Source organism: Aeromonas sp. 600276, from assembly GCF_049175815.1.
GTDB lineage: Bacteria > Pseudomonadota > Gammaproteobacteria > Enterobacterales > Aeromonadaceae > Aeromonas > Aeromonas dhakensis.
This window is the reverse complement of sequence record NZ_JAAKVU010000004.1, coordinates 254,164-273,247: the sequence shown is the minus strand read 5'-3', so window position 1 is coordinate 273,247 and position 19,084 is coordinate 254,164. Positions and strand designations below refer to the sequence as shown.

Annotated in this window: 24 protein-coding genes; 17 read left to right on the top strand and 7 right to left on the bottom strand. The window is 64.4% G+C overall.

Annotated features, from left to right (window positions below; translation table 11 throughout):
- Positions 1–141 precede the first annotated feature (141 nt).
- Positions 142–777, top strand: a complete 636-nt coding sequence (locus tag G5134_RS06175) for a murein L,D-transpeptidase catalytic domain family protein (protein WP_005297899.1) — start codon at positions 142–144, stop codon at positions 775–777.
- Positions 778–840: 63 nt separating this feature from the next.
- On the opposite strand, the gene G5134_RS06170 is transcribed toward G5134_RS06175, so the two are convergent.
- Positions 841–1,272, bottom strand: a complete 432-nt coding sequence (locus G5134_RS06170; RefSeq protein WP_005297901.1) for a universal stress protein — start codon at positions 1,270–1,272, stop codon at positions 841–843.
- Between the two features lie 210 nt (positions 1,273–1,482).
- Here G5134_RS06170 and G5134_RS06165 point away from each other — a divergent pair, with 210 nt between their 5' ends.
- Entirely contained in the window at positions 1,483–2,226 is a 744-nt protein-coding gene (locus G5134_RS06165; protein WP_065017518.1) for a hypothetical protein, read from the top strand.
- Positions 2,227–2,274: 48 nt separating this feature from the next.
- Here G5134_RS06165 and G5134_RS06160 read toward each other — a convergent pair whose 3' ends face one another.
- Both G5134_RS06160 and G5134_RS06155 read right to left on the bottom strand, forming a co-directional pair.
- A complete protein-coding gene (locus G5134_RS06160) occupies positions 2,275–2,382 on the bottom strand; it encodes an RNA methyltransferase (RefSeq protein ID WP_005297905.1) in 108 nt (35 codons plus the stop codon).
- A 7-nt stretch (positions 2,383–2,389) separates the two neighbouring features.
- Positions 2,390–2,896 (bottom strand): RNA methyltransferase, encoded by a 507-nt coding sequence (locus tag G5134_RS06155; RefSeq protein ID WP_065017517.1) that lies wholly within the window; start codon positions 2,894–2,896, stop codon positions 2,390–2,392.
- A gap of 197 nt (positions 2,897–3,093) precedes the next feature.
- Here G5134_RS06155 and G5134_RS06150 point away from each other — a divergent pair, with 197 nt between their 5' ends.
- Both G5134_RS06150 and G5134_RS06145 read left to right on the top strand, forming a co-directional pair.
- Positions 3,094–4,185 (top strand): PfkB family carbohydrate kinase, encoded by a 1,092-nt coding sequence (locus G5134_RS06150; protein ID WP_024941444.1) that lies wholly within the window; start codon positions 3,094–3,096, stop codon positions 4,183–4,185.
- Positions 4,179–5,087: a pseudouridine-5'-phosphate glycosidase gene (locus G5134_RS06145; protein ID WP_024941445.1), complete on the top strand. Its 909-nt coding sequence runs from the start codon at positions 4,179–4,181 to the stop codon at positions 5,085–5,087. Before G5134_RS06150 ends, G5134_RS06145 begins: the two co-directional genes overlap by 7 nt.
- 74 nt (positions 5,088–5,161) lie before the next feature.
- Here G5134_RS06145 and G5134_RS06140 read toward each other — a convergent pair whose 3' ends face one another.
- Complete coding sequence (locus G5134_RS06140) at positions 5,162–5,887, bottom strand: carbonic anhydrase (protein WP_024941446.1); 726 nt, start codon at positions 5,885–5,887, stop codon at positions 5,162–5,164.
- Between the two features lie 449 nt (positions 5,888–6,336).
- Between G5134_RS06140 and G5134_RS06135 the strand changes: the two genes are divergently transcribed.
- Positions 6,337–7,314 (top strand): cytochrome-c peroxidase, encoded by a 978-nt coding sequence (locus G5134_RS06135; RefSeq protein WP_065016733.1) that lies wholly within the window; start codon positions 6,337–6,339, stop codon positions 7,312–7,314.
- 242 nt (positions 7,315–7,556) lie between these two features.
- Positions 7,557–8,312, top strand: coding sequence for a DNA/RNA non-specific endonuclease (locus G5134_RS06130; RefSeq protein WP_065016734.1), 756 nt, complete (start codon positions 7,557–7,559; stop codon positions 8,310–8,312).
- A gap of 47 nt (positions 8,313–8,359) precedes the next feature.
- Here G5134_RS06130 and G5134_RS06125 read toward each other — a convergent pair whose 3' ends face one another.
- Genes G5134_RS06125 through G5134_RS06115 form a run of 3 tightly spaced genes read right to left on the bottom strand, consistent with a single transcriptional unit; the run spans position 8,360 to position 10,106 of the window.
- Positions 8,360–8,575: a hypothetical protein gene (locus tag G5134_RS06125; protein ID WP_005297921.1), complete on the bottom strand. Its 216-nt coding sequence runs from the start codon at positions 8,573–8,575 to the stop codon at positions 8,360–8,362.
- Between the two features lie 44 nt (positions 8,576–8,619).
- On the bottom strand, positions 8,620–9,696 hold the full coding sequence (locus G5134_RS06120) for a methyltransferase (protein ID WP_065016735.1): 1,077 nt from the start codon (positions 9,694–9,696) through the stop codon (positions 8,620–8,622).
- Positions 9,697–9,713: 17 nt separating this feature from the next.
- Positions 9,714–10,106, bottom strand: a complete 393-nt coding sequence (locus tag G5134_RS06115; protein WP_005297924.1) for a hypothetical protein — start codon at positions 10,104–10,106, stop codon at positions 9,714–9,716.
- Positions 10,107–10,352: 246 nt separating this feature from the next.
- Between G5134_RS06115 and G5134_RS06110 the strand changes: the two genes are divergently transcribed.
- From G5134_RS06110 to G5134_RS06060, 11 genes are all read left to right on the top strand, one after another.
- Positions 10,353–11,063 (top strand): beta-ketoacyl synthase chain length factor, encoded by a 711-nt coding sequence (locus tag G5134_RS06110; RefSeq protein ID WP_065016736.1) that lies wholly within the window; start codon positions 10,353–10,355, stop codon positions 11,061–11,063.
- Positions 11,048–11,806, top strand: a complete 759-nt coding sequence (locus G5134_RS06105) for a lysophospholipid acyltransferase family protein (protein ID WP_024941451.1) — start codon at positions 11,048–11,050, stop codon at positions 11,804–11,806. The genes G5134_RS06110 and G5134_RS06105 overlap by 16 nt, the downstream gene beginning before the upstream one ends.
- Before the next feature lie 17 nt (positions 11,807–11,823).
- Positions 11,824–12,090, top strand: coding sequence for a phosphopantetheine-binding protein (locus G5134_RS06100; RefSeq protein ID WP_005297932.1), 267 nt, complete (start codon positions 11,824–11,826; stop codon positions 12,088–12,090).
- A 3-nt stretch (positions 12,091–12,093) separates the two neighbouring features.
- Positions 12,094–12,342, top strand: a complete 249-nt coding sequence (locus G5134_RS06095) for an acyl carrier protein (protein WP_005297934.1) — start codon at positions 12,094–12,096, stop codon at positions 12,340–12,342.
- Positions 12,311–12,949, top strand: coding sequence for a hypothetical protein (locus tag G5134_RS06090; protein WP_065016737.1), 639 nt, complete (start codon positions 12,311–12,313; stop codon positions 12,947–12,949). Before G5134_RS06095 ends, G5134_RS06090 begins: the two co-directional genes overlap by 32 nt.
- Entirely contained in the window at positions 12,946–14,316 is a 1,371-nt protein-coding gene (locus G5134_RS06085) for an AMP-binding protein (RefSeq protein WP_065016738.1), read from the top strand. Before G5134_RS06090 ends, G5134_RS06085 begins: the two co-directional genes overlap by 4 nt.
- On the top strand, positions 14,300–14,656 hold the full coding sequence (locus tag G5134_RS06080) for a hydroxymyristoyl-ACP dehydratase (protein WP_065016739.1): 357 nt from the start codon (positions 14,300–14,302) through the stop codon (positions 14,654–14,656). Before G5134_RS06085 ends, G5134_RS06080 begins: the two co-directional genes overlap by 17 nt.
- Positions 14,653–16,356 carry a glycosyltransferase family 2 protein gene (locus G5134_RS06075; protein ID WP_421231924.1) on the top strand — a complete coding sequence of 568 codons (1,704 nt, stop codon included), beginning with the start codon at positions 14,653–14,655 and terminating at the stop codon, positions 16,354–16,356. Before G5134_RS06080 ends, G5134_RS06075 begins: the two co-directional genes overlap by 4 nt.
- Positions 16,343–17,905, top strand: coding sequence for an HAL/PAL/TAL family ammonia-lyase (locus tag G5134_RS06070; RefSeq protein WP_065016741.1), 1,563 nt, complete (start codon positions 16,343–16,345; stop codon positions 17,903–17,905). The genes G5134_RS06075 and G5134_RS06070 overlap by 14 nt, the downstream gene beginning before the upstream one ends.
- Before the next feature lie 124 nt (positions 17,906–18,029).
- Positions 18,030–18,455, top strand: coding sequence for an acyl-CoA thioesterase (locus G5134_RS06065; RefSeq protein WP_065016742.1), 426 nt, complete (start codon positions 18,030–18,032; stop codon positions 18,453–18,455).
- Positions 18,452–19,066 carry an outer membrane lipoprotein carrier protein LolA gene (locus G5134_RS06060; protein ID WP_082969877.1) on the top strand — a complete coding sequence of 205 codons (615 nt, stop codon included), beginning with the start codon at positions 18,452–18,454 and terminating at the stop codon, positions 19,064–19,066. Before G5134_RS06065 ends, G5134_RS06060 begins: the two co-directional genes overlap by 4 nt.
- Positions 19,067–19,084 lie beyond the last annotated feature (18 nt).

Below are 19,084 nucleotides of genomic sequence, written 5' to 3'. Positions count from 1 at the left end.
CCTGTGTGAAAATGCCGACCCTGGTCGGCATTTTTTTGCTTTTTTCTTGCGGGCTATCAGGGGCTTGCATATAACTATCCAGCAGGGTGTGGCGATAATTTGCACACTTTGCTAGCAACAAAAACGGGAGCAGATTCAAGGATGAAGCAGACAGATTGGATAAAGCGCTGGGGAGCGCTGTGGCTGAGCGTGCCACTGTTGCTGGGGGCGCTCTGTTTCAGCAGCAGCAGCCACGCCAGCTGGGATCAGGATCTCTATCGCCAGCTGGGGCTGGCCGGCAAGCTCGACAAACAGGTGTTTCGCAAGGCCCTCAACAGTTATCAGAGCGTGCGCCACAAGCGCAAACCCATTCTCACCATCATCGACTACAGCAAACCCTCAACCCAGCGCCGTCTGTTCGTCATCGACGTGAAACGCCACAAGCTGCTCTATCACACCTGGGTCAGCCATGGCCGCAATTCGGGTGAGCGGGACGCCCGTCAGTTTTCCAACCAGTTCAACTCCATGAAGAGTTCGCTCGGGGTCTATCGCACCGCCGAAACCTATCAGGGCAAGCACGGCTATTCGCTGCGCCTCGATGGCCTGAGCCCGGGCCAGAACAGCAACGCCCGCAAGCGGGCCATCGTCGTGCACGGCGCCGACTATGCGAGCCCCCGTCATCTGCTCAAATATGACAAGCTGGGGCGCAGCTGGGGTTGCCCGGCGCTGCCCAAGGAGCAATCCAGGGCCATCATCGACATCATCAAGGGGGGCAGCGTCATCTACGCTCACGGCTGAGGCTTGCCTTAAAGCCAAAAAAGAAGGCCAGCATATGCTGGCCTTTTTGTTTCGGGTGATGGATTACTTGCGCACCACCAGCACGGGGCAGGGGGCGTGACGGACCACGGATTCGGCGACGCTGCCCACCAGCAGGTGGCTGATGCCGGAGCGGCCGTGGCTGCCCATCACCACCAGATCGGCCTTCTCTTCTTTGGCCTGCACGACGATCTCGTCGGCGGCGCGGCCGAAGCGTACCTCGAAGGTGGCCGGAATGGGCAGGCTGGCGATCAGCTCCTTCATCTGGCTCTTGGCCTGACGCTCCATCTCGTGGGTGATCTCGATGGCGGTCATGTGCAGGATCTTGTAGCTGTCGAAGCCGTGCAGCTGGTCCACCACGTGAACCAGTTTGAGTTCGGCTTGATGGCTCTGGGCCATGAATACGGCATAGTCGAGCACGGCTTGCGACATCTGGGAAAAATCGACCGGGCAGAGCAGGGTTTTGATGGATGGCATATGAAGGCTCCCCTATGGTTGGGTTACTAATGAATCTCATTGTCAATAATACCCATTCGGTCGGCAATAACCCTCGACTCGCTCGCAAAACCGGTAAAAAGTGGTGCTTTGCCGACGGATCTTCATATCATGGGATATGGCCTGTGCACCCTTGCCAGATAGGCCGGCTCGATGGGTGACAGCATTCGCCTCCGGAGAAATAGTCAAGACATGGTTCGTTTGCTGCTTTCATGGGTATTGCTGCTGCTCTGCTGGCCCGGTCGGGCCGATCCCCTCAATGTCTATTGCGATGACTGGCCGGGTTTTTGCCAGCGGGATGGGCGTGGCATCTATCTGGACATAGTGCGCGCCATCTACCAGCCCAACGGCTACGAGGTCATCCCCCGCATCGTGCCCTACAAGCGGGCGCTGGCGGTGATCGCCCAGCAGGGGGGCGACATGGCGATGGGAGTCTACCGGGATGAGGTGAGCGGCGTGCTGCAGCCCCGTTATCCCGCCTCGGCCGATGACCTGACGGTGCTGATGCTCAAGAAGTGGCAGCCCCAGTGGTTGGGCGAGTCGAGCCTCAAGGGGCAGGGGGTGGTGTGGTTGCGGGGCTGGGCCTTTGACAAGTACATCCCGGTCTCCATGCGCTGGCACGAGATAGACAGCCACGACATGGCGCTGCAACTGCTGGCCAAGGAGCGCTACCGTTACTATCTGACCGCCGGGGTGCTCTACTCGGAGGACTCCATTCCTGCCAACATGCATCGTACCTTCCTGCGCTGGATCCCGACCTACCCCATCTTTGCCGATACCGAGAAGGGTCGCACCCTGCAGCAGCTCTGGGATCAGGGCATGGTCAACCTGGTGCGGCACGGCACCCTGGCCGAAATCTACCGACGCTATCGGTTGCACGACTACTACCGCGGTTTTATCGAAGAGCAGGAGCTGCGGCTAAAGCCTGACAACTAAAACGCCCTGCGTCGGGGAGGGCTGGTTACCTGTTCAGGAACTTTTCTGTCAGCTTGCCGAGTTGCCGCGCAGCTGCTTGGCCAGCCGATCGTAGAGGATCACGTTGACCGAGGCGGCTAGATTGATGCAGCCCTTGGGTATGGCCACGTAGATCACCTCTTGCTTACTTGGCACGCAGCTGCTTGGCCAGTCGGTCATAGAGAATTACGTTGACCGAGGCCGCCAGATTCATGCATCCCCGGGTCGGTACGTAGATCACCTCTTTCACCGCCTTGAAGCGGGCCGGCTCCAGGGTGCCGTCTTCGGGGCCGAAGATGTAGAAGGCGCGCGCGGGGTGGACGTAGTCCGGCAGCGAGGTGGCCCCCTCGATCAGATCCACCAGCACCGGGGTGCAGCTGTCCGGCACCATGCCCATCAGATCGTCGACACCGAGCAGGGGGATCTGCTCCACCATCTGCTTGGTGTCGGTGACGAAACGGCGCGCCAGCTCGAAGCGGGTCCCCGTGTAATAGACCTCATCCGCCCCATAGCAGCCGGCGGCCCGCATCACGGCCCCCACGTTCTCCGGTGACTTGGGATTGACCAGCCCGATGCAGCAATAGCCTGCGTCGCCGTGCGGCGCGGACTCATCCCCCTGTGGTGGCAGGCATTCGTGGTCTGACTCTTTCATGCTGATCTCCTCTGTGGCGGCCGCATTATAAGCCGCACTCGCCGTCAGGCGCAGGAAAAGTGACGCTCGATGGCCGAGTGTCGCTTGCTGCCATCCGTCGAGTTTTTGTGCGCAAGCCGACAATTTTCATACGCCGCGATAGCAGGAAAACGTTTCTCGACAATAATGGACAAACGTTTGTAACTGGATGTTTGTCTATGACGGAACGTGAGCAAGAGATCCTCGCCCTGCTGCGCCAGGATCCCATGATTGCCCAGCAGGAGCTGGCGGACAGGCTCGGCATCAGCCGCTCGGCGCTGGCGAGCCACATCTCCAGCCTGATGCGCCAGGGCTATGTGCAGGGGCGCGGTTACGTGCTGCGGGAGGGCCCCTACGCCGTGGTGATCGGCGGCGCCAACATGGATATCTGCGGCTGCAGCCACGACAACCTACGCATCGGGGATTCCAACCCGGGCCGGGTACGCACCTCCGCCGGCGGGGTGGGGCGCAACATTGCCGAAAACCTGGCGAGGCTCGGCACCGACACCCGGCTGCTGACCGCGGTGGGCAACGATCAGTACGGCCACCACCTGCTGGAGGTGAGCCAGCGCGCTGGCGTCGACGTGCGTCAGGTGCTGGTGCTGGACGGCCAGGCCACCTCCTGTTACCTCAGCCTGCACGATGGCAGCGGAGAAATGAGCTGCGCCGTCAACGACATGGGGATCATCGACCAGCTCACACCGGCCCGACTCGCCCCCCTGAGCGGATTTCTCGGGGCGGCCCGGCTCTGGCTGCTCGACACCAACCTCGCCACCCACACCCTCGACTGGTTGTTCGAGCGTCAGGGGGAGCACACCATCTTCGTGGACACCGTCTCGGTGGCCAAGGTGGAGAAGATCCGCCCCTGGCTGCACCGCATCCACACCCTCAAACCGAACCGCAGCGAGGCGGAGCAGCTGTGCGGCTTGCGCATCGCCGGGCCAGACACCTGGCCCATGGCGGCGGCCTGGTTCCACCGCGCCGGGGTGCAGCGGCTGTTCCTGAGCCTCGGCGATCAGGGGATCTTTTATAGCGACGGGGAGTGCCAGGGCCATCTGTCCGTGCTCGGCAGCCCGGTCGTCAACGTGACCGGCGGCGGCGATGCCTTCATGGCAGGGCTGGCCCACGCCTGGTTGCAGGAGCAGGACATCGTCGAGACCACCCGTTTCGCCCTCGGCTGCGCCGCCCTTACCGTCAATTGTCCCGATACCGTATTTTCCGGCCTATCCAAGGCCGCCGTTGAACGCATGCTGGAGGAGTACCCATGTTGAACGCTTACCTCGATATCCAACCGGTCGTCGCCGAAGCCCTGGCCGCCGGCAAGCCTGTGGTGGCCCTGGAGTCCACCATCATCTCCCACGGCATGCCCTATCCGAAGAACGTGGAGACGGCGCGCCAGGTGGAGCAGGTGGTGCGGGACAACGGCGCCGTGCCGGCCACCATCGCCATCATCGATGGCCGCCTCAAGGTGGGTCTGGATGAGGGGGCGCTGGAGGCGCTGGGCCGGGCCGGTCACGCCGCCACCAAGTGCAGCCGCCGCGACATCCCCTTCGTGCTGGCCAACAAGGGGCTGGGGGCCACCACGGTTGCCTCCACCATGATCATCGCCGCCATGGCCGGGATCCGGGTGTTCGCCACCGGCGGCATCGGTGGTGTGCACCGCGGTGCCCAGGAGACCTTTGACATCTCCGCCGATCTGCAGGAATTTGCCCAGACCCCGGTGGCCGTGGTCTGCGCCGGCGCCAAGTCGATCCTCGACATCGGCCTGACCCTGGAGTACCTGGAGACTCAGGGGGTGCCGGTGATCGGCTACCAGACCGAGGAGCTGCCCGCCTTCTACACCCGTGAGAGCGGCTTCAAGGTGGATTACCGCCTCGAGAGCCCGGCGGCCATCGCCGAGGCGCTGCGCCTCAAGTGGGAGTTGGGGCTGGCCGGTGGCGCCGTGGTGGCGAACCCCATTCCGGCCCAGTTTGCCATGCCCAAGGCTGACATCGACGCCGCCATTGCCCAGGCACTGCGGGAGGCGGACGAGCAGGGGGTCAAGGGCAAGGCGTCCACCCCCTTCCTGCTGGCCCGGGTGTGCGAGCTGACCGGCGGCAACTCGCTGGCCGCCAACATCCAGCTGGTGCTGAACAACGCCGCGCTGGGGGCGCGCATCGCCGCCAGTCTGTAATCAGTTGCTGCAAACGAAAAAGAGGGCCTCTTGGCCCTCTTTTTTCATTTTGGCTCTGTGAGTTGCCGGGGGCGTTATTGCAGCACCAGCCGACCGTGCAGTGGCTGCACAGGGCGGTTGTTGGGGTGGTGCATCACCGCCTTGAAGGCGTCGATCTGGGCCTGGCTTACCTGTACCGGCTCCTTCATCACCAGCCAGCGCACCCCTTCCGAGCAGGGCGGGGTGGTCAGCGAGCCGCTGAAACGGTAGTAGTCCCGTTTGGCGGGCAGCAATGGCTCTGCCGAGACCGCCTCCTTGAGCGCGTGCTGCTCCCCCGCCTTGGCTGGCAAGGATTGCCAGACCTGGCTCAGGGCCCCATTGGCCTTGCCCGGCTCGAACATCACCGCCACCACCGCCAGCTCCCCCTGGTCATTGGCATGGACCAGGTGACCCTCCAGCGGATAGGACTTGCCTTCGATGAGGTTTTCGCTGGGGGCGTGGAAGTGGAACTGCTTGAGCTCAAAATGCATGCCGTCCAGTTCAAGGCTGCTGCCCGGGGCATAGTCGACCTGCACCGTGTGGCCGTTGTTGGTGACGCTGCGGCCCCCCGCCAGGTAGTGGAACTGCAGCGGGGCCAGTTCGGCCTTGACCAGACCCGAGAGATTGACCGGCGACTGGTTGCTGCCCGCACACTGGCCAAATTCCGGGGTCAGGCTGGCCCATTTTGCCGGGCCGGCCTCGCCGCTGTATTCCCAGTGCGGGGTGGCGGCAAAGGCGGCGGGGCAGAGCAACAGGGTGGCGGCCAACAGGGACTCTTTCATCATGCATCCTTATCTTGATTGAAAAGCACGGCCATCCGTTTCCTGCATTGATGAGGAAATAACGGAAGGCATCATCTGAATTGCGGGATACAGAAGGTCAGACGCTATTGTTATTATTGGCTGGGTGAGCGCCGATGATATTTATGATGCATTTAATATGAATCTAAATAATGGGCGGTCACGCCTGCATATTGAATAATCGCTTTATTCAATGACAGCAATCTAATTAATTGGCTGTCATCGCGGATGAATTTGTTCATAATTCATTCATCAGAATTCAGCTCTTTTTTGCCGCGCAAGTCCCCGCCACCATTCCGTCCATAATATATTAATTCATTGTTTTTAATGTGGTTTTTTTTGGTCTCATTTGATCTTGAGCAAATAATGCACAGGCTTTCCCGGGCAGGCTGAGGCTGCTGTTATGCACAGCCACAAGGGAGAGATAAAAAATGAATAAATATTGTCTGTTGCTGGCGCTGGGCCTGCCAGGGATGGGGTGGGCGAACGAGCCTATCCAGGCAGTGGAAGCAGCCAAGGTGAGCGCACCGGAAAAAGTCGAGTTGGGCAAGATGCTGTTTTTCGAGCCGCGGCTCTCGAAATCCAACGCCATCTCCTGCAACTCCTGCCACAACCTGGCGACCGGCGGAGTGGACAACCAGGTCAGCTCCCTCGGCCACAAGTGGAAGGAGGGGCCGATCAATTCGCCCACCGTGCTCAACTCCAGCCTCAACTTCGTGCAGTTCTGGGATGGGCGCGCCAAGGATCTGCAGGCGCAGGCAGCGGGCCCCATCGAGAACCCGCTGGAGATGGCCTTCAGCCACAAGCTGGCGGTGGAGACCCTGCACACCCTGCCCGAGTACCGGGCCCGCTTCAGCGCCGTGTACGGCAAGGCGGACTTCGGCATCGACGAGGTGACCGATGCCATCGCCGCCTTCGAGGAGACCCTGGTTACCCCCAACGCGCCGTTCGATCGCTGGCTGAAGGGGGATGGCAAGGCGCTGACCGCGCAGCAGCTGAAGGGCTATCAGCTGTTCAAGGAGAAGGGCTGCACCGCCTGCCACAACGGGGTGGCCATCGGCGGTAACTCCTACCAGAAGATGGGGCTGGTCAAGCCGTTCAAGACCGACAACCCGTCCCAGGGACGCGGTGGGGTGACCGGCGAGAAGCAGTTCATCGGCTGGTTCAAGGTGCCGACCCTGCGCAACATCGAGCTGACCTACCCCTACTTCCACGACGGCTCCGTGTGGGATCTGAAGGAGGCGGTGCAGATCATGGCGGACATCCAGCTCGGCCAGACCCTGAGCGAGCAGGAGGCGGACGACATGACCGCCTACCTCAAGAGCCTGACCGGCGAGCAGCCGCAGATCGTGTTGCCGATCCTGCCGCCCTCCCAGCCCGATACCCCCAGGCCTCAGGTCAAGAGCTGAGCGGGCGTGATGATTGCAGCGGAGCCGCCGGCTCCGCTTTTTTGTTCCTATCTATCTGATAAGCCTCTCGAAGTTACTGCACTACACAATGACAAAGGGATGACAATCCCCCAGCTGGCGACGGCGATTTTACCGATTTGCAGCCCTCTTCACATTTCCGACACGCTCACAATTCGTTCGATTGCCTTACTCATCCGACCTGGTGTCAAATCACTCCGCCTAACACAAGGAGTGGCATAATAATGAATAATATCAATAAATTAGTTCTGGCTATCGGATTCACTCTCACCACCTTCCCGAGCCTAGCGGCGGGCTTCCAATGCAAGGATCACGTCAAGCTCGGGGTACCCAGTCAATCCAGTCAACTGCTGTGCCGGGACGGCTATGCCGCCGGTTACAACTACGACACCAAGGTCTCTGACTGGGTCTCTTATCGGATGACAGCCGCCAGCGCCCAGGGTCAGGTGCCGCGCAAGGATTCCTTTGCCGAGGACAAGGAGGTGCCGGTGCAGTTTCGCGCTACCCTGGCCGACTACAAGGGCTCCGGCTATGACCGCGGTCACCAGGCGCCCGCGGCGGACATGCGCTCCACCGCCACCACCATGAAGCAGAGCTTCCTGCTGACCAACATGACCCCGCAGCTGCCGGCGCTCAACCAGGGGGCCTGGCGCATCCTGGAGGAGAAGACCCGGCAGTGGGCCATCGCCTATCAGGATGTCTATGTGATCACCGGCCCCATCTTCACCAACTCCGATGCCTCCATCGGCAACGGTGTGACCGTGCCCCACGCCTACTACCGGGTGGTGATGGATGTGGCCAACCAGGAGGCGATCGCCTTCATCCTGCCGCAGGAGAACGTGTCGGCCAGCCGGCTGGCGGATTACATAGTGACGGTGGATGAGGTGGAGCAGCAGACCGGGCTCGATTTCTTCGCCGAGCTGCCGGATGAACAGGAAGAGGCCATGGAGTCCCAGCTGATGGCCATGTGGAGCAACTGAGTTCACCCATGACGCTGATGAAAACAGGGGCCTGTCGGCCCCTGTTTCTATTTGCTCAGCTCATCACCGACCTTCTTGACGGTGTCCCGGGTGCCGTGACCTATCTCGCGGGTCACGTCCCGGGTGGTGTGGCCAATCTCGCGGGTCACATTGCGGGTGGTGTGCCCCACGGTTCTGCCCGCCTCCTTGATGTCGGCGCAGCCGCCGAGCAGGCTGCCCAGAACCAGGCCGAGGGCCATCAGGGCCATGCAGTCACGCCTCATGCCGTGCTCCTTCTCGTTTCATCATCGTTATGCCGATGGCGGCATTATGGCCTCGTGTGCAAGGGGCGGGCAACCAGCAGGGTGTGGCCCGGGCCCGGGATCTCGTGCTCGGCTTCCACGTGGAAGTGGGCCTCGCGCAGGCACTGATAAAGCTGTTTGGAGTGATAGAAGCGGCTGTTGCCGTTGGCCAGACAGGTGAAGTAGAGGGAGGTGGCGTTGAGACTGAAACTGGCGGCTTCGAAGGATTGGCGGTCCCAGAACAGTTCCAGGATGCAGACCCGGGCGTCCGGCTTCATGGCCAGCCGGATCCGGTTCAGGATAGCGACGATCTGTTCGTGACTGAAGCAGTCGAGGAACTGGCTCATCCACCAGATGTCCGCCTCGCCGGGCAGGGTGCCCGCTTGCAGCAGATCCACCGGGTGACCCTGTACCCGCTCCGTCAGCCCCGCCTCCTCGATGTTGCGGCGAGCCAGTGCCAGCTGCTCGGGCAAATCCAGGATGGTGACCTGCAGCGCCGGATCCCGTTTGGCGCAGGCGATGGCCCACTTGCCGGTGTTGCCACCCAGGTCGTAGAGGTGGCGCGGCTCGTAACCGAACACCTTGTCCTGAGCCTGCTGGAAGGCCCAGTCGGAGTAGAAGTGATCGAAGGCGAACCAGCTGCGGCGGGCAGGCTCGGGCAGCTCGCTCAGGTGCGGATAGAGAGTCTGCCAGGGGCCGAACTCCTGCAGGCCGGCCGGTGTGCCGTTGCGGATGGCGTCGAGCAGATGGGCGAGGGGCTGGTAGCAGACGTGCTGGGTGAAGTCGAGATTGACCCGGCTCATGGTGTCGTTCAGCAGGTACTTGCCGACCCGCCCCAGCACATAGTGCTCCTCGGCCAGGTAGCAGAGCCCGCCGCCGAGCCCCATGTCCAGCAGCACGCCGGCGCCGTATTCACTCAGCTCGCATGCCTGGGCGATGTCGACCAGTGGTGCCCCTCGCTGGCCACGGGTCTCGAGATAGGCCAGCACCCCGGTTTCGCGCAGGCACCAGCTGGCCTGAAACAGCATGGGCCCGAAGGCGATTTTCTGGGCCTCGCTGATGGCTTCCAGCGCGTTGTAGGGGTCTGTCTGATAGTGATTCACGGGGGGCTCCTGCCGGATCAGCGGCTCTGCGCGCGGGCGAGTTCCAGCTGAATGGCCTGGTTCAGACCCAGTACCCAGCGGTTATAACTGCGGTGGATGCTGCCCTTGCCCTTGTCGTCCAGATTGACGCTGCTCACATAATTGATGGAATAATCGCGAGCGCTGTAGGGAATATTGATCACCGCCTGATGCTGACGCACATTGACCTGGCCCCGAATCAGTCCCGGCTGCTCCTGGCGCATTACCCAGCTCTTGCTGATACCGGCCGTAATAATGGCGTTGGCAACCTGCTCCTCGGTGAGGTTGGATGGCACCGGATTGGCCGCCATATTGCGGATGGGTTGGCTGGTGGAGCAGGCGGCCAGCAGGGCACAGGCCAGTAGCAGGGATATTTTATTAATAATCTTCATAATATTTTCCTTGAGAAGGATATTCATCAATTGAGCGTGGCAATGAGACAACACAAATTGTTTATTTTCAATCACCAAGGCGGTGGATAATCCGGGCTGGCTATTATTTTTGATGAATAATGGTATTATCCGCCGGTATTAAGCCGATGACGCCATTCAATACCATGGCGCAGGCACTGCCCGTCGGGTGAGTGCCTTTTATGCTCTTCGCTCCCACCACGGTTTTAAGGACAGGTCGCCTGCAACATGCTCTCTTTCTCGCTGCTGGATAGTCAGGCGCTGTCACCCGGTCTGGCCGATGAGGCCGCCTGGCAGGCGTGGGCGCAGCAGGGGCTTTGGCCCGTCGACCCGCCGTTTCCCGCCACTCCCTTGCTGCCCATGATGATGGCGCGCCGCCTGAGCCAGGGCTCACGGCTGGCGGTGCAGGTGGGGTTGAGCCTGCTGGCCCGCCACCAGGTAGACAGTGCCGTTTTCGTCAGCCGCCACGGCGAGTTGGCCCGCTCCATGACGCTGCTGCAGGCGCTGGCGGACGGGCAGGCGCTCTCCCCCACCGATTTCTCCATGTCGGTGCACAACACCGCCGCCGGGCTCTGCTCCATCCAGGGCAAGGCTGCCATTCCCATGAGCTCGCTGGCCGCGGGGGAGAACAGCCTGATGGCAGGCCTCACCGAAGCGGTCGGCGCCCTGCAGGCCGGCGCCCGCCGGGTGCTGCTGGTGGCCTTCGAGGGGCCTGTGCCCGAATTTCATCGCCCCTGGCTGGGGGAAGAGGCGCCGCCCCACGCGCTGGGGCTGGTGCTGGAGGCCGGTGAGCAGTGGCGCTGCGAGGGAGTTAGCCCCGCAGTTGATGCTGCCCGTTCGCTGCCCCAGAGCCTCGCCTTGTGGCGCGCCCTGCTGCTAGGCGAGCCGACCCTGATCCTCGGCGATGACCGTCAGGCGTGGAGATGGCAGCGTTGCTGAATCGGGCCTGGCGGTTGATCGGCACGGCCCTTGGCTTCACCCTGTTCGGGGTGGGCGGCCTGCTGCTCACCCTCTTCTGGTTCCCCTTGCTGGCGCTTTGTCTGCGCGGGGAGCGGCGGCGCACCCTGGCCCAGCTCACCATCCGCCACAGTTTCCGGCTGTTTCTCGCCATGCTGCGCGGCTGGGGGGTGCTCGACTATCGCGTCAGCGGCATGCCCGCCGATTTGCGTGGCGCCCTGGTGGTGGCCAATCACCCCAGCCTGCTCGACTACGTCATGCTGGCGGCCGAGATGCCGGTGTGCGACTGCATCGTCAAGCAGTCACTCTGGCGCAACCCCTTCATCGGCGGCGTGGTGCGGGCGGCCGACTACCTGCCCAACGTGGCGGGGGAGGATCTGCTGGCCCTGTGCATGGCGCGGATCCGGGCCGGCGGCCTGCTGCTGATCTTCCCGGAAGGGACCCGCACCACGCCGGGCGAACCCATCAAGCTGCAGCGCGGCGCGGCCCAGTTGGCGGTGCGCAGCCAGGTGCCGCTGCAACTGGTGCGGATCCACTGCAGCACCCGATTTCTCACCAAGCAGGACAAATGGTTCAAGATCCCGGAAAATAAGCCGACTTTCACCATAGAATTCCTGCAGCAAGTGGCGGCGGACGAGGTGGTCGCCGCCGGCCAGAGCAGTGCGCTGGCCGCTCGCCAGTTGACCCGGTTTCTCACCCGGGCCCTGCAACCCGGGCCCCAATGACAGCATATGGAACAGTTATGCAAGACCTGCATCTAGAGATAAAACAACTCATCATCGACAGCCTCAACCTCGAGGGGCTCACCCCTGACGACATCGACAGCCAGGCCCCACTGTTTGGGGACGGCCTGGGGCTGGACTCCATCGATGCGCTGGAGCTGGGCCTTGCCATCAAGGGTCGCTACGGCATCGTCCTCTCCGCCGAGGATGAGAACACCCGTCGCCACTTTGCCTCCGTTGCGGCCCTGGTGGCCCTGGTGCAGGCCCAGTCGAAAGGGGAGGCCTGAGCCATGACCCGCGACGACATCTTTGCCCAGATCAAGGCCGCCCTCGTCGAGCTGTTCGAAGTCGACGAAGAGGCCGTCACCCCCGAGGCCCGCCTCTATCAGGATCTCGAGCTCGACAGCATAGACGCCATCGATCTGGTGGTGCACCTGCAGAAGCTGACCGGCAAGAAGATCAAGCCGGAGGAGTTCAAATCGGTGCGCAGCGTCAACGACGTGGTGGATGCGGTCGAGCGTCTGCTGGCCGACGCCTGATGCCGGTGTCTGCCCTGCCATGATGCGCTGGCTCTCCTGGCTGGCCGGTGGTGCCCTGCTGCTCTACCCGCTGGCGGTTTACTGGGGGCTGACCCATGCCGGTCAGACCCCGCTGTTGCTCGGCTTGCTGCTCATCTTCTCGCTGCGACTCTTGCCCGGCCTGCTCAAGGGGCGAGTCCGGCTCGGCCCCTTGCCGGAGTGGCTCTGGCTGGGGCGCCTGCTGGCCTGCATCGGGCTGGGGCTGACCCTGCTCTCCGCTTTGTTCAGCGCCCGGCACTGGCTGCTCTACTATCCGCTGGCGGTGAGCCTCTGCCTGCTCTGCCTGTTTGGCTGGAGCCTGACCCGCCCCATGAGCCTGGTGGAGCGGCTGGCCCGCTTGCAGGAGCCCGCTTTACCGGCGGCGGCCATCGGCTACACCCGGCGGGTGACCCAGGTCTGGTGCGGCTTCTTCGTCATCAACGGCGCCCTGGCGGCCTTCACCATCTGGCACGGGGATCTGGCGCTCTGGAGCCTCTACAACGGCCTCGTCAGCTACCTCCTGATGGGCGGCCTGATGGGGGCTGAGTATCTGGTGCGTCGCCGCCTGCTCAAGAGGCTGACTCCATGAGCCTGCTGCAAACCCTCTGGCAGCGCGATGGTGCCCAGCCGGTGGCCTTCGGCCCGCAGGGGGAGGTGACCCTGGCCGAGCTGCGCCGCGCCAGCCTGCAACTGGCCAGGGCCATGGCCCGTCATGACGGCGCCGGCCAGCCAGGCGCGCGCTGGGCGCTCTGCTTCGACGACAGCCTGCTGTTCACGCAAGCGTTGCTCGCCTGCGCCCTCGGCGGCTATCAGGCGATCCTGCCGGGTCATCAGCGGCTGGCCGGCCTGCAGGAACTGCAGAGCCAGTTTGACGGCCTGCTCACCGACGCCGAGCTGCCGGGGGCGGCACTTGTCGTGCCTCAGCTCAGGCTGCCGCTGGCCGATGGCCACGAAGGGCTGGATGCCGCACACGGTGATCTTGCGCCCGCGCGTCTGGATATCACCCTGTTCAGCTCCGGCTCCACCGGCGAGCCCAAGGCGATCCCCAAGGCCTGGCCCCAGCTGGAGGCCGAGTTGCGGGTGCAGATGGTGCTGTGGGGCGAGCGATTGGCCGATAGCCGGGTGCTGGCCAGCGTCAGCCACCAGCACATCTACGGCCTGCTGTTTCGCATCCTGCTGCCGCTGGCCCTCGGTCGCCCGTTCGATCGCCGCACCATCGACTACCCGGAGCAGCTGGCGGCGCAAGGCGCCCCCTGGTGCCTGATCGCCTCCCCTGCGTTTCTGAGTCGGCTCGATCCGGCCATGCCGGCCACTGGCTGCCGGTTGATCGTCTCCTCCGGCGGTCCCCTGCAGCTGGAAGATGCCCGGCAAGCCCGGGCACTGCTCGGCCAGCTGCCGGTGGAGATCTTCGGCAGCAGCGAGACCGGCGGCATCGGCTGGCGTCAGCGCCACCAGGAGCAGACCCCCTGGACGGCGCTGCCCGGGGTCGAGGTGCGGGTCGGCCCGGAGCAGGGGCTGCTGCTGCGCTCTCCCTTCCTGGAAGCGGGTGACTGGCTGGCCTGCGCCGATCGCATCGCCCTGCACGAGGAGGGTTTCGAACTGCTGGGACGCCAGGACAGGATCGTCAAGCTGGAGGAGAAGCGCATCTCCCTCGACGAGGTGGAGGTGCGCCTGCAGGCCCTGGCGGAGGTGGAGTCGGCCGCCGTGCTGCCCCTGCAGCAGGGTCAGCGCCAGATCCTCGGCGCCGTGCTGGTGCTAAGCGAATTGGGGGCCGCCCGCTGGGACGAACTCGGTCAGGGTCGCTTCCTGTTGGCCCTGCGCCAGCAGCTGCGCCCCTGGCTCGAGCCGGTCGCCCTGCCGCGCAGCGTGCGCCGGGTGGTGCAGATGCCCGTCAACGCCCAGGGCAAGCGCCCCTGGTCACAACTCAAGGAGCTGTTCGATGAGCCTGTCCGCTGACACGCTGCCAACCGAGCTGGGTTGCGAGGTGCTGGCCGATGGCGTGCGCCTGCGGCTGCGACTCGATCCCGCACTGCCCTGGTTTGCGGGGCACTTTCCCGGCGCGCCCCTGCTGCCCGGGGTGACCCAGATTCACTGGGTGATGCACTACGCCGCCAGCCGGCTCAAGCTGACACTGCCGTTTCACGGGGTGGATCAGCTCAAGTTCCAGCGCCCGCTGCGCCCCGGGGCCGAGTGCAGCCTGAGCCTGCAGTGGCAGGCGGACAAGGGCCAGCTCCTCTTCAGCTACCAGCTCGGGGACGAGCCGGCGAGCAGCGGACGGGTGCGGCTGACCCTATGAACCCTTGCATTCTTATTCCCTGTTACAACCACGCAGCCCCGCTGGCCGCCGTACTGGCGCGGCTGGCCGAATTCAAGCTGCCCTGCCTGCTGGTCGACGATGGCAGCGAGCCCGTCGCCGCCGCCGCGCTCGATGCGCTGGCCGCCCAGCACCCCTGGGTCAGCCTGCTGCGCCATCCCCACAACCAGGGCAAGGGGGGCGCCGTGATGACGGGGCTGCGCCGCGCCCATGAGCTGGGGTTCAGCCACGCCCTGCAGGTGGATGCCGACGGCCAGCATGATCTGACGGATCTGCCGGCCCTGCTGGCGGAGGCGCGCCAGCACCCGGCGGCGCTCGTCTCCGGTCGCCCGCTCTACGACGACTCCGTGCCCAAGGGGCGCCTCTACGGCCGCTACATCACCCATGTCTGGGTCTGGATCGAGACGCTGTCGTTCGCCATCAAGGACAGCATGTGCGGCTTTCGGGTCTATCCGCTGGCGTCCACCTGCGCCCTGCTGGAGCGGGTGGCCCTCGGCCGGCGGATGGATTTTGATACCGAGGTGATGGTGCGCCTCCATTGGGCCGGGGTGCCGATGCGCTTCGTGCCGACCCGGGTCATCTATCCCGTCGACGGCCGCTCCCACTTCCGGCTTTTTCGCGACAACCTCGACATCTCCTGGATGCACACCCGGCTGGTGTGCCGTCTGCTGTGGGATCTGCTGCTGCGCCTCTGCCGCTGGCCCGCTCGCCTCGGTGCCCGGTTGACCCGGCTGTGGCGCGAGCGGCGCACCCACTGGTCGCGTACCCCGGAGCGGGGCTCATTGCTCGGCATGCAGATCATGCTGGCCAGCTACCGCCTGCTGGGGCGGCGCGGCTTCTCCCTGCTGCTCTATCCGGTCATCGGCTACTTTTGGCTGACCGGCCGCGCCCAGCGGGAGGCATCCCGGGCCTATCTGGCCCGGCTCGAGGCCTTCGCCAACGCACAAGGCGTTGCGCTGCCCGCCGAGCCGAGATCGAGCTTTCGCCACTTCCTGCGTTTTGGCGAGGCGGCCCTCGACAAGCTGGCGGGCTGGCGCGGAGATATCACCGAGCAGCAGGTTGAACTGGTGGGGGCTGAGCACTACCAGGCCGCCATCAACAGCGGCAAGGGAGTGTTGCTGCTGGGCTCCCACCTGGGCGATCTCGAGCTGTGCCGGGCCCTTGGCAGTCGCAAGCAGGGGCTGCGCATCAATGCGCTGGTGTTCACCCGCCACGCGGCCCGCTTCAACGCCCTGCTCAAGCAGATAAACCCTGATTCGCACCTCAACCTCATCCAGGTGCAGGAGCTGGGGGCCGATACCGCCATCCTGCTCAAGGAGAAGCTGGAGCGGGGGGAGTGGGTGGTGATCGTCGGCGATCGCACCTCGGTGACCCGGGAGAAGCGGGTGATCTGGGCCGATTTCCTCGGCGCGCCTGCGCCGTTTCCCCTCGGCCCTTTCGTGCTCAGCAGCGTTCTGGGCTGCTCCGTCTACCTGATGTTCGGCCTCAAGGAGCAGGGGCGCTTTCGGGTGCATTTCGAGCCCTTTGCCGATGGCCAGCCCCTGCCACGGCAGGGGCGCCAACAGATTCTCGCGTCCCGGGTACAGGCCTATGCCGATCGCCTGCAGCACCACTGCCTGCGCGCCCCGCTGGACTGGTTCAACTTTTTTGATTTCTGGCAGCTGACCGATGAACAAGAGTGAGATGAGCAGGGTTGTCTTCGGCGCGAAGCCGCTGACCATCGAAGACGTGGTGGCCCTGGCCGAACGCCGTGCCACCCCCGCATTGAACCCGGATCCCGCCTTCATGGCCCGCATCCAGCGGGGCGCCGACTTCCTCGACCGCCTGCTGGCCGAAGAGGGGGTCATCTACGGGGTGACCACAGGCTATGGCGACTCGGTGACCCGGCCGGTGCCAACCGAGCTGGTACCCGAGCTGCCGCTGCACCTGACCCGCTTTCACGGCTGCGGGCTGGGAGCGGATCTCGAGCTCGATGCCGCGCGCGCCGTGCTCGCCACCCGGCTCTGCTCCCTGACGCAGGGGGTCTCCGGGGTCAGCCCGGCCCTGCTCGAGCGGCTCTGCTGGCTGCTGGAGCAGGATCTGGTGCCGCGCATTCCGGAAGAGGGATCAGTGGGCGCCAGCGGCGATCTCACCCCGCTCTCCTACGTCGCCGCCGTGCTGGTGGGGGAGCGCGAGCTTCATCATGATGGTGTGCTGCGCCCCGCCGCCGAGGTCTATCGGGAGCTGGGGGTCACTCCCCTGACCCTGCGGCCGAAAGAGGGGCTGGCGCTGATGAACGGCACCTCGGTGATGACGGCGCTGGCCTGCCTCGCCTACGCCAGAACCGACTACCTGATGCGGCTGGCGACCCGGATCACCGCCCTGGTGAGCGTCGCCATGGGGGGCAACGCCTTCCACTTCGACGAGCGGCTGTTTGCCGCCAAGCCGCACCCCGGCATGCAGGGGGTCGCGGCCTGGTTGAGAGAGGATCTGGTGGCCGGCGAGCTGCCGCGCCACAGCGACCGGCTGCAGGACAGATACTCGTTGCGCTGCGCCCCCCATGTCATCGGGGTGGTGGCCGACAGCCTGCCCTGGTGGCGCCAGCTCATCGAAAACGAGCTCAACAGCGCCAACGACAACCCGCTGATCGACGGCGAAGAGGAGCACGTGATGCACGGCGGCCACTTCTACGGCGGTCACATCGCCATGGCCATGGACAGCATGAAGGCGGCCGTCGCCAACCTGGCCGACCTGCTGGATCGCCAGCTGGCCCAGCTGGTGGACAGCAAGTTCAACGGCGGCCTGCCGAGCAACCTCTCCGGCGCGCCACAGGGGCGGCAGATGATCAACCACGGCTTCAAGGCGGTGCAGATCGGCGTCTCGGCCTGGACCGCGGAGGCGCTCAAGCAGACCATGCCCGCCAGCGTCTTCTCCCGCTCCACCGAGTGCCACAATCAGGACAAGGTGAGCATGGGCACCATAGCGGCACGCGATGCGCTGCGGGTGCTGACCCTGACCGAGCAGGTAGGGGCCGCCTGCCTGCTGGCGGCGGTGCAGGGGGTGGAGCTGCGCCTCGCCCGGCCCACCCCCTTCACCCGCCCGCTCGGCACGGCGCTGGCCGGCATGGTCACGCAGGTGCGGGCCGAGTTTGCCCCGCTGCTGGAAGACCGGGGGCTCGAGCCCGAGCTGAGAGCGCTGATCGCCCGCATTCGCCAGCGCCACTATCCCCTCTATCAGGACTCTTCACTATGAGCCGTATCCAGACTACGCCTGAACCCTGGCAGATCAGCACCAAGATAGAAGTGACCATCCCGTTCCACGACGTGGACTGGGTGGCTGTGTCGCGCTGGCGGGGAGACGACTTGTGAGAAAAACCATGCAGCCAGAACCTTGGCAGATCAGCACCGAGATAGAAGTGACGATCCCGTTCCACGACGTGGACATGATGGCAGTCGCCTGGCACGGCCACTACTTTCGCTACATCGAGCTGGCCCGCTGTGCCCTGCTCGATCTTATCGATTACAACTACCCGCAGATGGAGGCCTCCGGCTACCTCTGGCCCATCATAGACACCCGGATGAAGTACCTGGCACCGCTGCGCTTCGGCCAGCGGGTGCGGGTGCGCGCCACCCTGACCGAGTACCAGAACCGCTTGAAGATCGACTACCTGCTGAGCGACGCCGTGAGCGGCACCCGCACCAGCAAGGGTTACAGCATCCAGGTGGCGGTGAGCAAGGCGAGCGGCGAGATGTGTCTGGCCTCGCCCCAGGTGCTGCTGGACAAGCTGGGGGTGAGCCAGTGAGCCGGCTGATGGGGCTGCTGCTGGCCGGTCTGATCCTGTTGCTGACATGGCCGCTGCAGGCGGCGCCTCTGAGCCGGGCCGAGGTGCAGCAGCTGCTCGCCCTGAGTCAGGCCAAGGCGGCCCGCTTCGAGCAGGAGAAGCAGGTGGCGGGGCTGAGCCAGCCGCTCAAGGCTTCCGGCGAGCTGCTGCTGGTGCGCGATCTGGGGCTCTGGTGGCAGCAGCAGAAGCCCTTCCCGCTGACCCTTGTCCTGACGCCGACGCGCATGGTGCAGCAGATGGCGGGCCAGCCCGCCACCGTCATCGACAACCCCCAGCTGCTGGAGTTCAGCCAGATGCTGCTGGCGCTGTTCGGCTCGGACGAGGCGACCCTGGGCCGCTACTTCAGCATCGACTTTCACAGCACAGAGGCGGGCTGGCAACTGGTGTTGGTGCCGACCCTGGCGCCGCTCGACAAGGTGTTCGCCAGCCTCACCCTGAGCGGGCAGGGGCAGCTGGATCAGCTGCTCATCGCCGACAAGCAGGGTGACAGCACCCGCATTCGCTTCAGCGACTGGCGCGAGCGCCCCCTGCCATTGACCCCTGAGGAGCAGGCCCGCTTTGCTGTCCACTAGTATCCCGCTGCGCCAGCG

What these genes read in the sequence shown, in the direction of transcription:
- G5134_RS06175 (WP_005297899.1), top strand. Translation starts at nt 142, where the DNA reads ATGAAGCAGACAGATTGGATAAAGCGCTGGGGAGCGCTGTGGCTGAGC.
- G5134_RS06170 (WP_005297901.1), bottom strand. Translation starts at nt 1,272, where the DNA reads ATGCCATCCATCAAAACCCTGCTCTGCCCGGTCGATTTTTCCCAGATG.
- G5134_RS06165 (WP_065017518.1), top strand. Translation starts at nt 1,483, where the DNA reads ATGGTTCGTTTGCTGCTTTCATGGGTATTGCTGCTGCTCTGCTGGCCC.
- G5134_RS06155 (WP_065017517.1), bottom strand. Translation starts at nt 2,896, where the DNA reads ATGAAAGAGTCAGACCACGAATGCCTGCCACCACAGGGGGATGAGTCC.
- G5134_RS06150 (WP_024941444.1), top strand. Translation starts at nt 3,094, where the DNA reads ATGACGGAACGTGAGCAAGAGATCCTCGCCCTGCTGCGCCAGGATCCC.
- G5134_RS06145 (WP_024941445.1), top strand. Translation starts at nt 4,179, where the DNA reads ATGTTGAACGCTTACCTCGATATCCAACCGGTCGTCGCCGAAGCCCTG.
- G5134_RS06140 (WP_024941446.1), bottom strand. Translation starts at nt 5,887, where the DNA reads ATGAAAGAGTCCCTGTTGGCCGCCACCCTGTTGCTCTGCCCCGCCGCC.
- G5134_RS06135 (WP_065016733.1), top strand. Translation starts at nt 6,337, where the DNA reads ATGAATAAATATTGTCTGTTGCTGGCGCTGGGCCTGCCAGGGATGGGG.
- G5134_RS06130 (WP_065016734.1), top strand. Translation starts at nt 7,557, where the DNA reads ATGAATAATATCAATAAATTAGTTCTGGCTATCGGATTCACTCTCACC.
- G5134_RS06125 (WP_005297921.1), bottom strand. Translation starts at nt 8,575, where the DNA reads ATGAGGCGTGACTGCATGGCCCTGATGGCCCTCGGCCTGGTTCTGGGC.
- G5134_RS06115 (WP_005297924.1), bottom strand. Translation starts at nt 10,106, where the DNA reads ATGAAGATTATTAATAAAATATCCCTGCTACTGGCCTGTGCCCTGCTG.
- G5134_RS06110 (WP_065016736.1), top strand. Translation starts at nt 10,353, where the DNA reads ATGCTCTCTTTCTCGCTGCTGGATAGTCAGGCGCTGTCACCCGGTCTG.
- G5134_RS06105 (WP_024941451.1), top strand. Translation starts at nt 11,048, where the DNA reads ATGGCAGCGTTGCTGAATCGGGCCTGGCGGTTGATCGGCACGGCCCTT.
- G5134_RS06100 (WP_005297932.1), top strand. Translation starts at nt 11,824, where the DNA reads ATGCAAGACCTGCATCTAGAGATAAAACAACTCATCATCGACAGCCTC.
- G5134_RS06095 (WP_005297934.1), top strand. Translation starts at nt 12,094, where the DNA reads ATGACCCGCGACGACATCTTTGCCCAGATCAAGGCCGCCCTCGTCGAG.
- G5134_RS06090 (WP_065016737.1), top strand. Translation starts at nt 12,311, where the DNA reads ATGCGGTCGAGCGTCTGCTGGCCGACGCCTGATGCCGGTGTCTGCCCT.
- G5134_RS06085 (WP_065016738.1), top strand. Translation starts at nt 12,946, where the DNA reads ATGAGCCTGCTGCAAACCCTCTGGCAGCGCGATGGTGCCCAGCCGGTG.
- G5134_RS06080 (WP_065016739.1), top strand. Translation starts at nt 14,300, where the DNA reads ATGAGCCTGTCCGCTGACACGCTGCCAACCGAGCTGGGTTGCGAGGTG.
- G5134_RS06075 (WP_421231924.1), top strand. Translation starts at nt 14,653, where the DNA reads ATGAACCCTTGCATTCTTATTCCCTGTTACAACCACGCAGCCCCGCTG.
- G5134_RS06070 (WP_065016741.1), top strand. Translation starts at nt 16,343, where the DNA reads ATGAACAAGAGTGAGATGAGCAGGGTTGTCTTCGGCGCGAAGCCGCTG.
- G5134_RS06065 (WP_065016742.1), top strand. Translation starts at nt 18,030, where the DNA reads ATGCAGCCAGAACCTTGGCAGATCAGCACCGAGATAGAAGTGACGATC.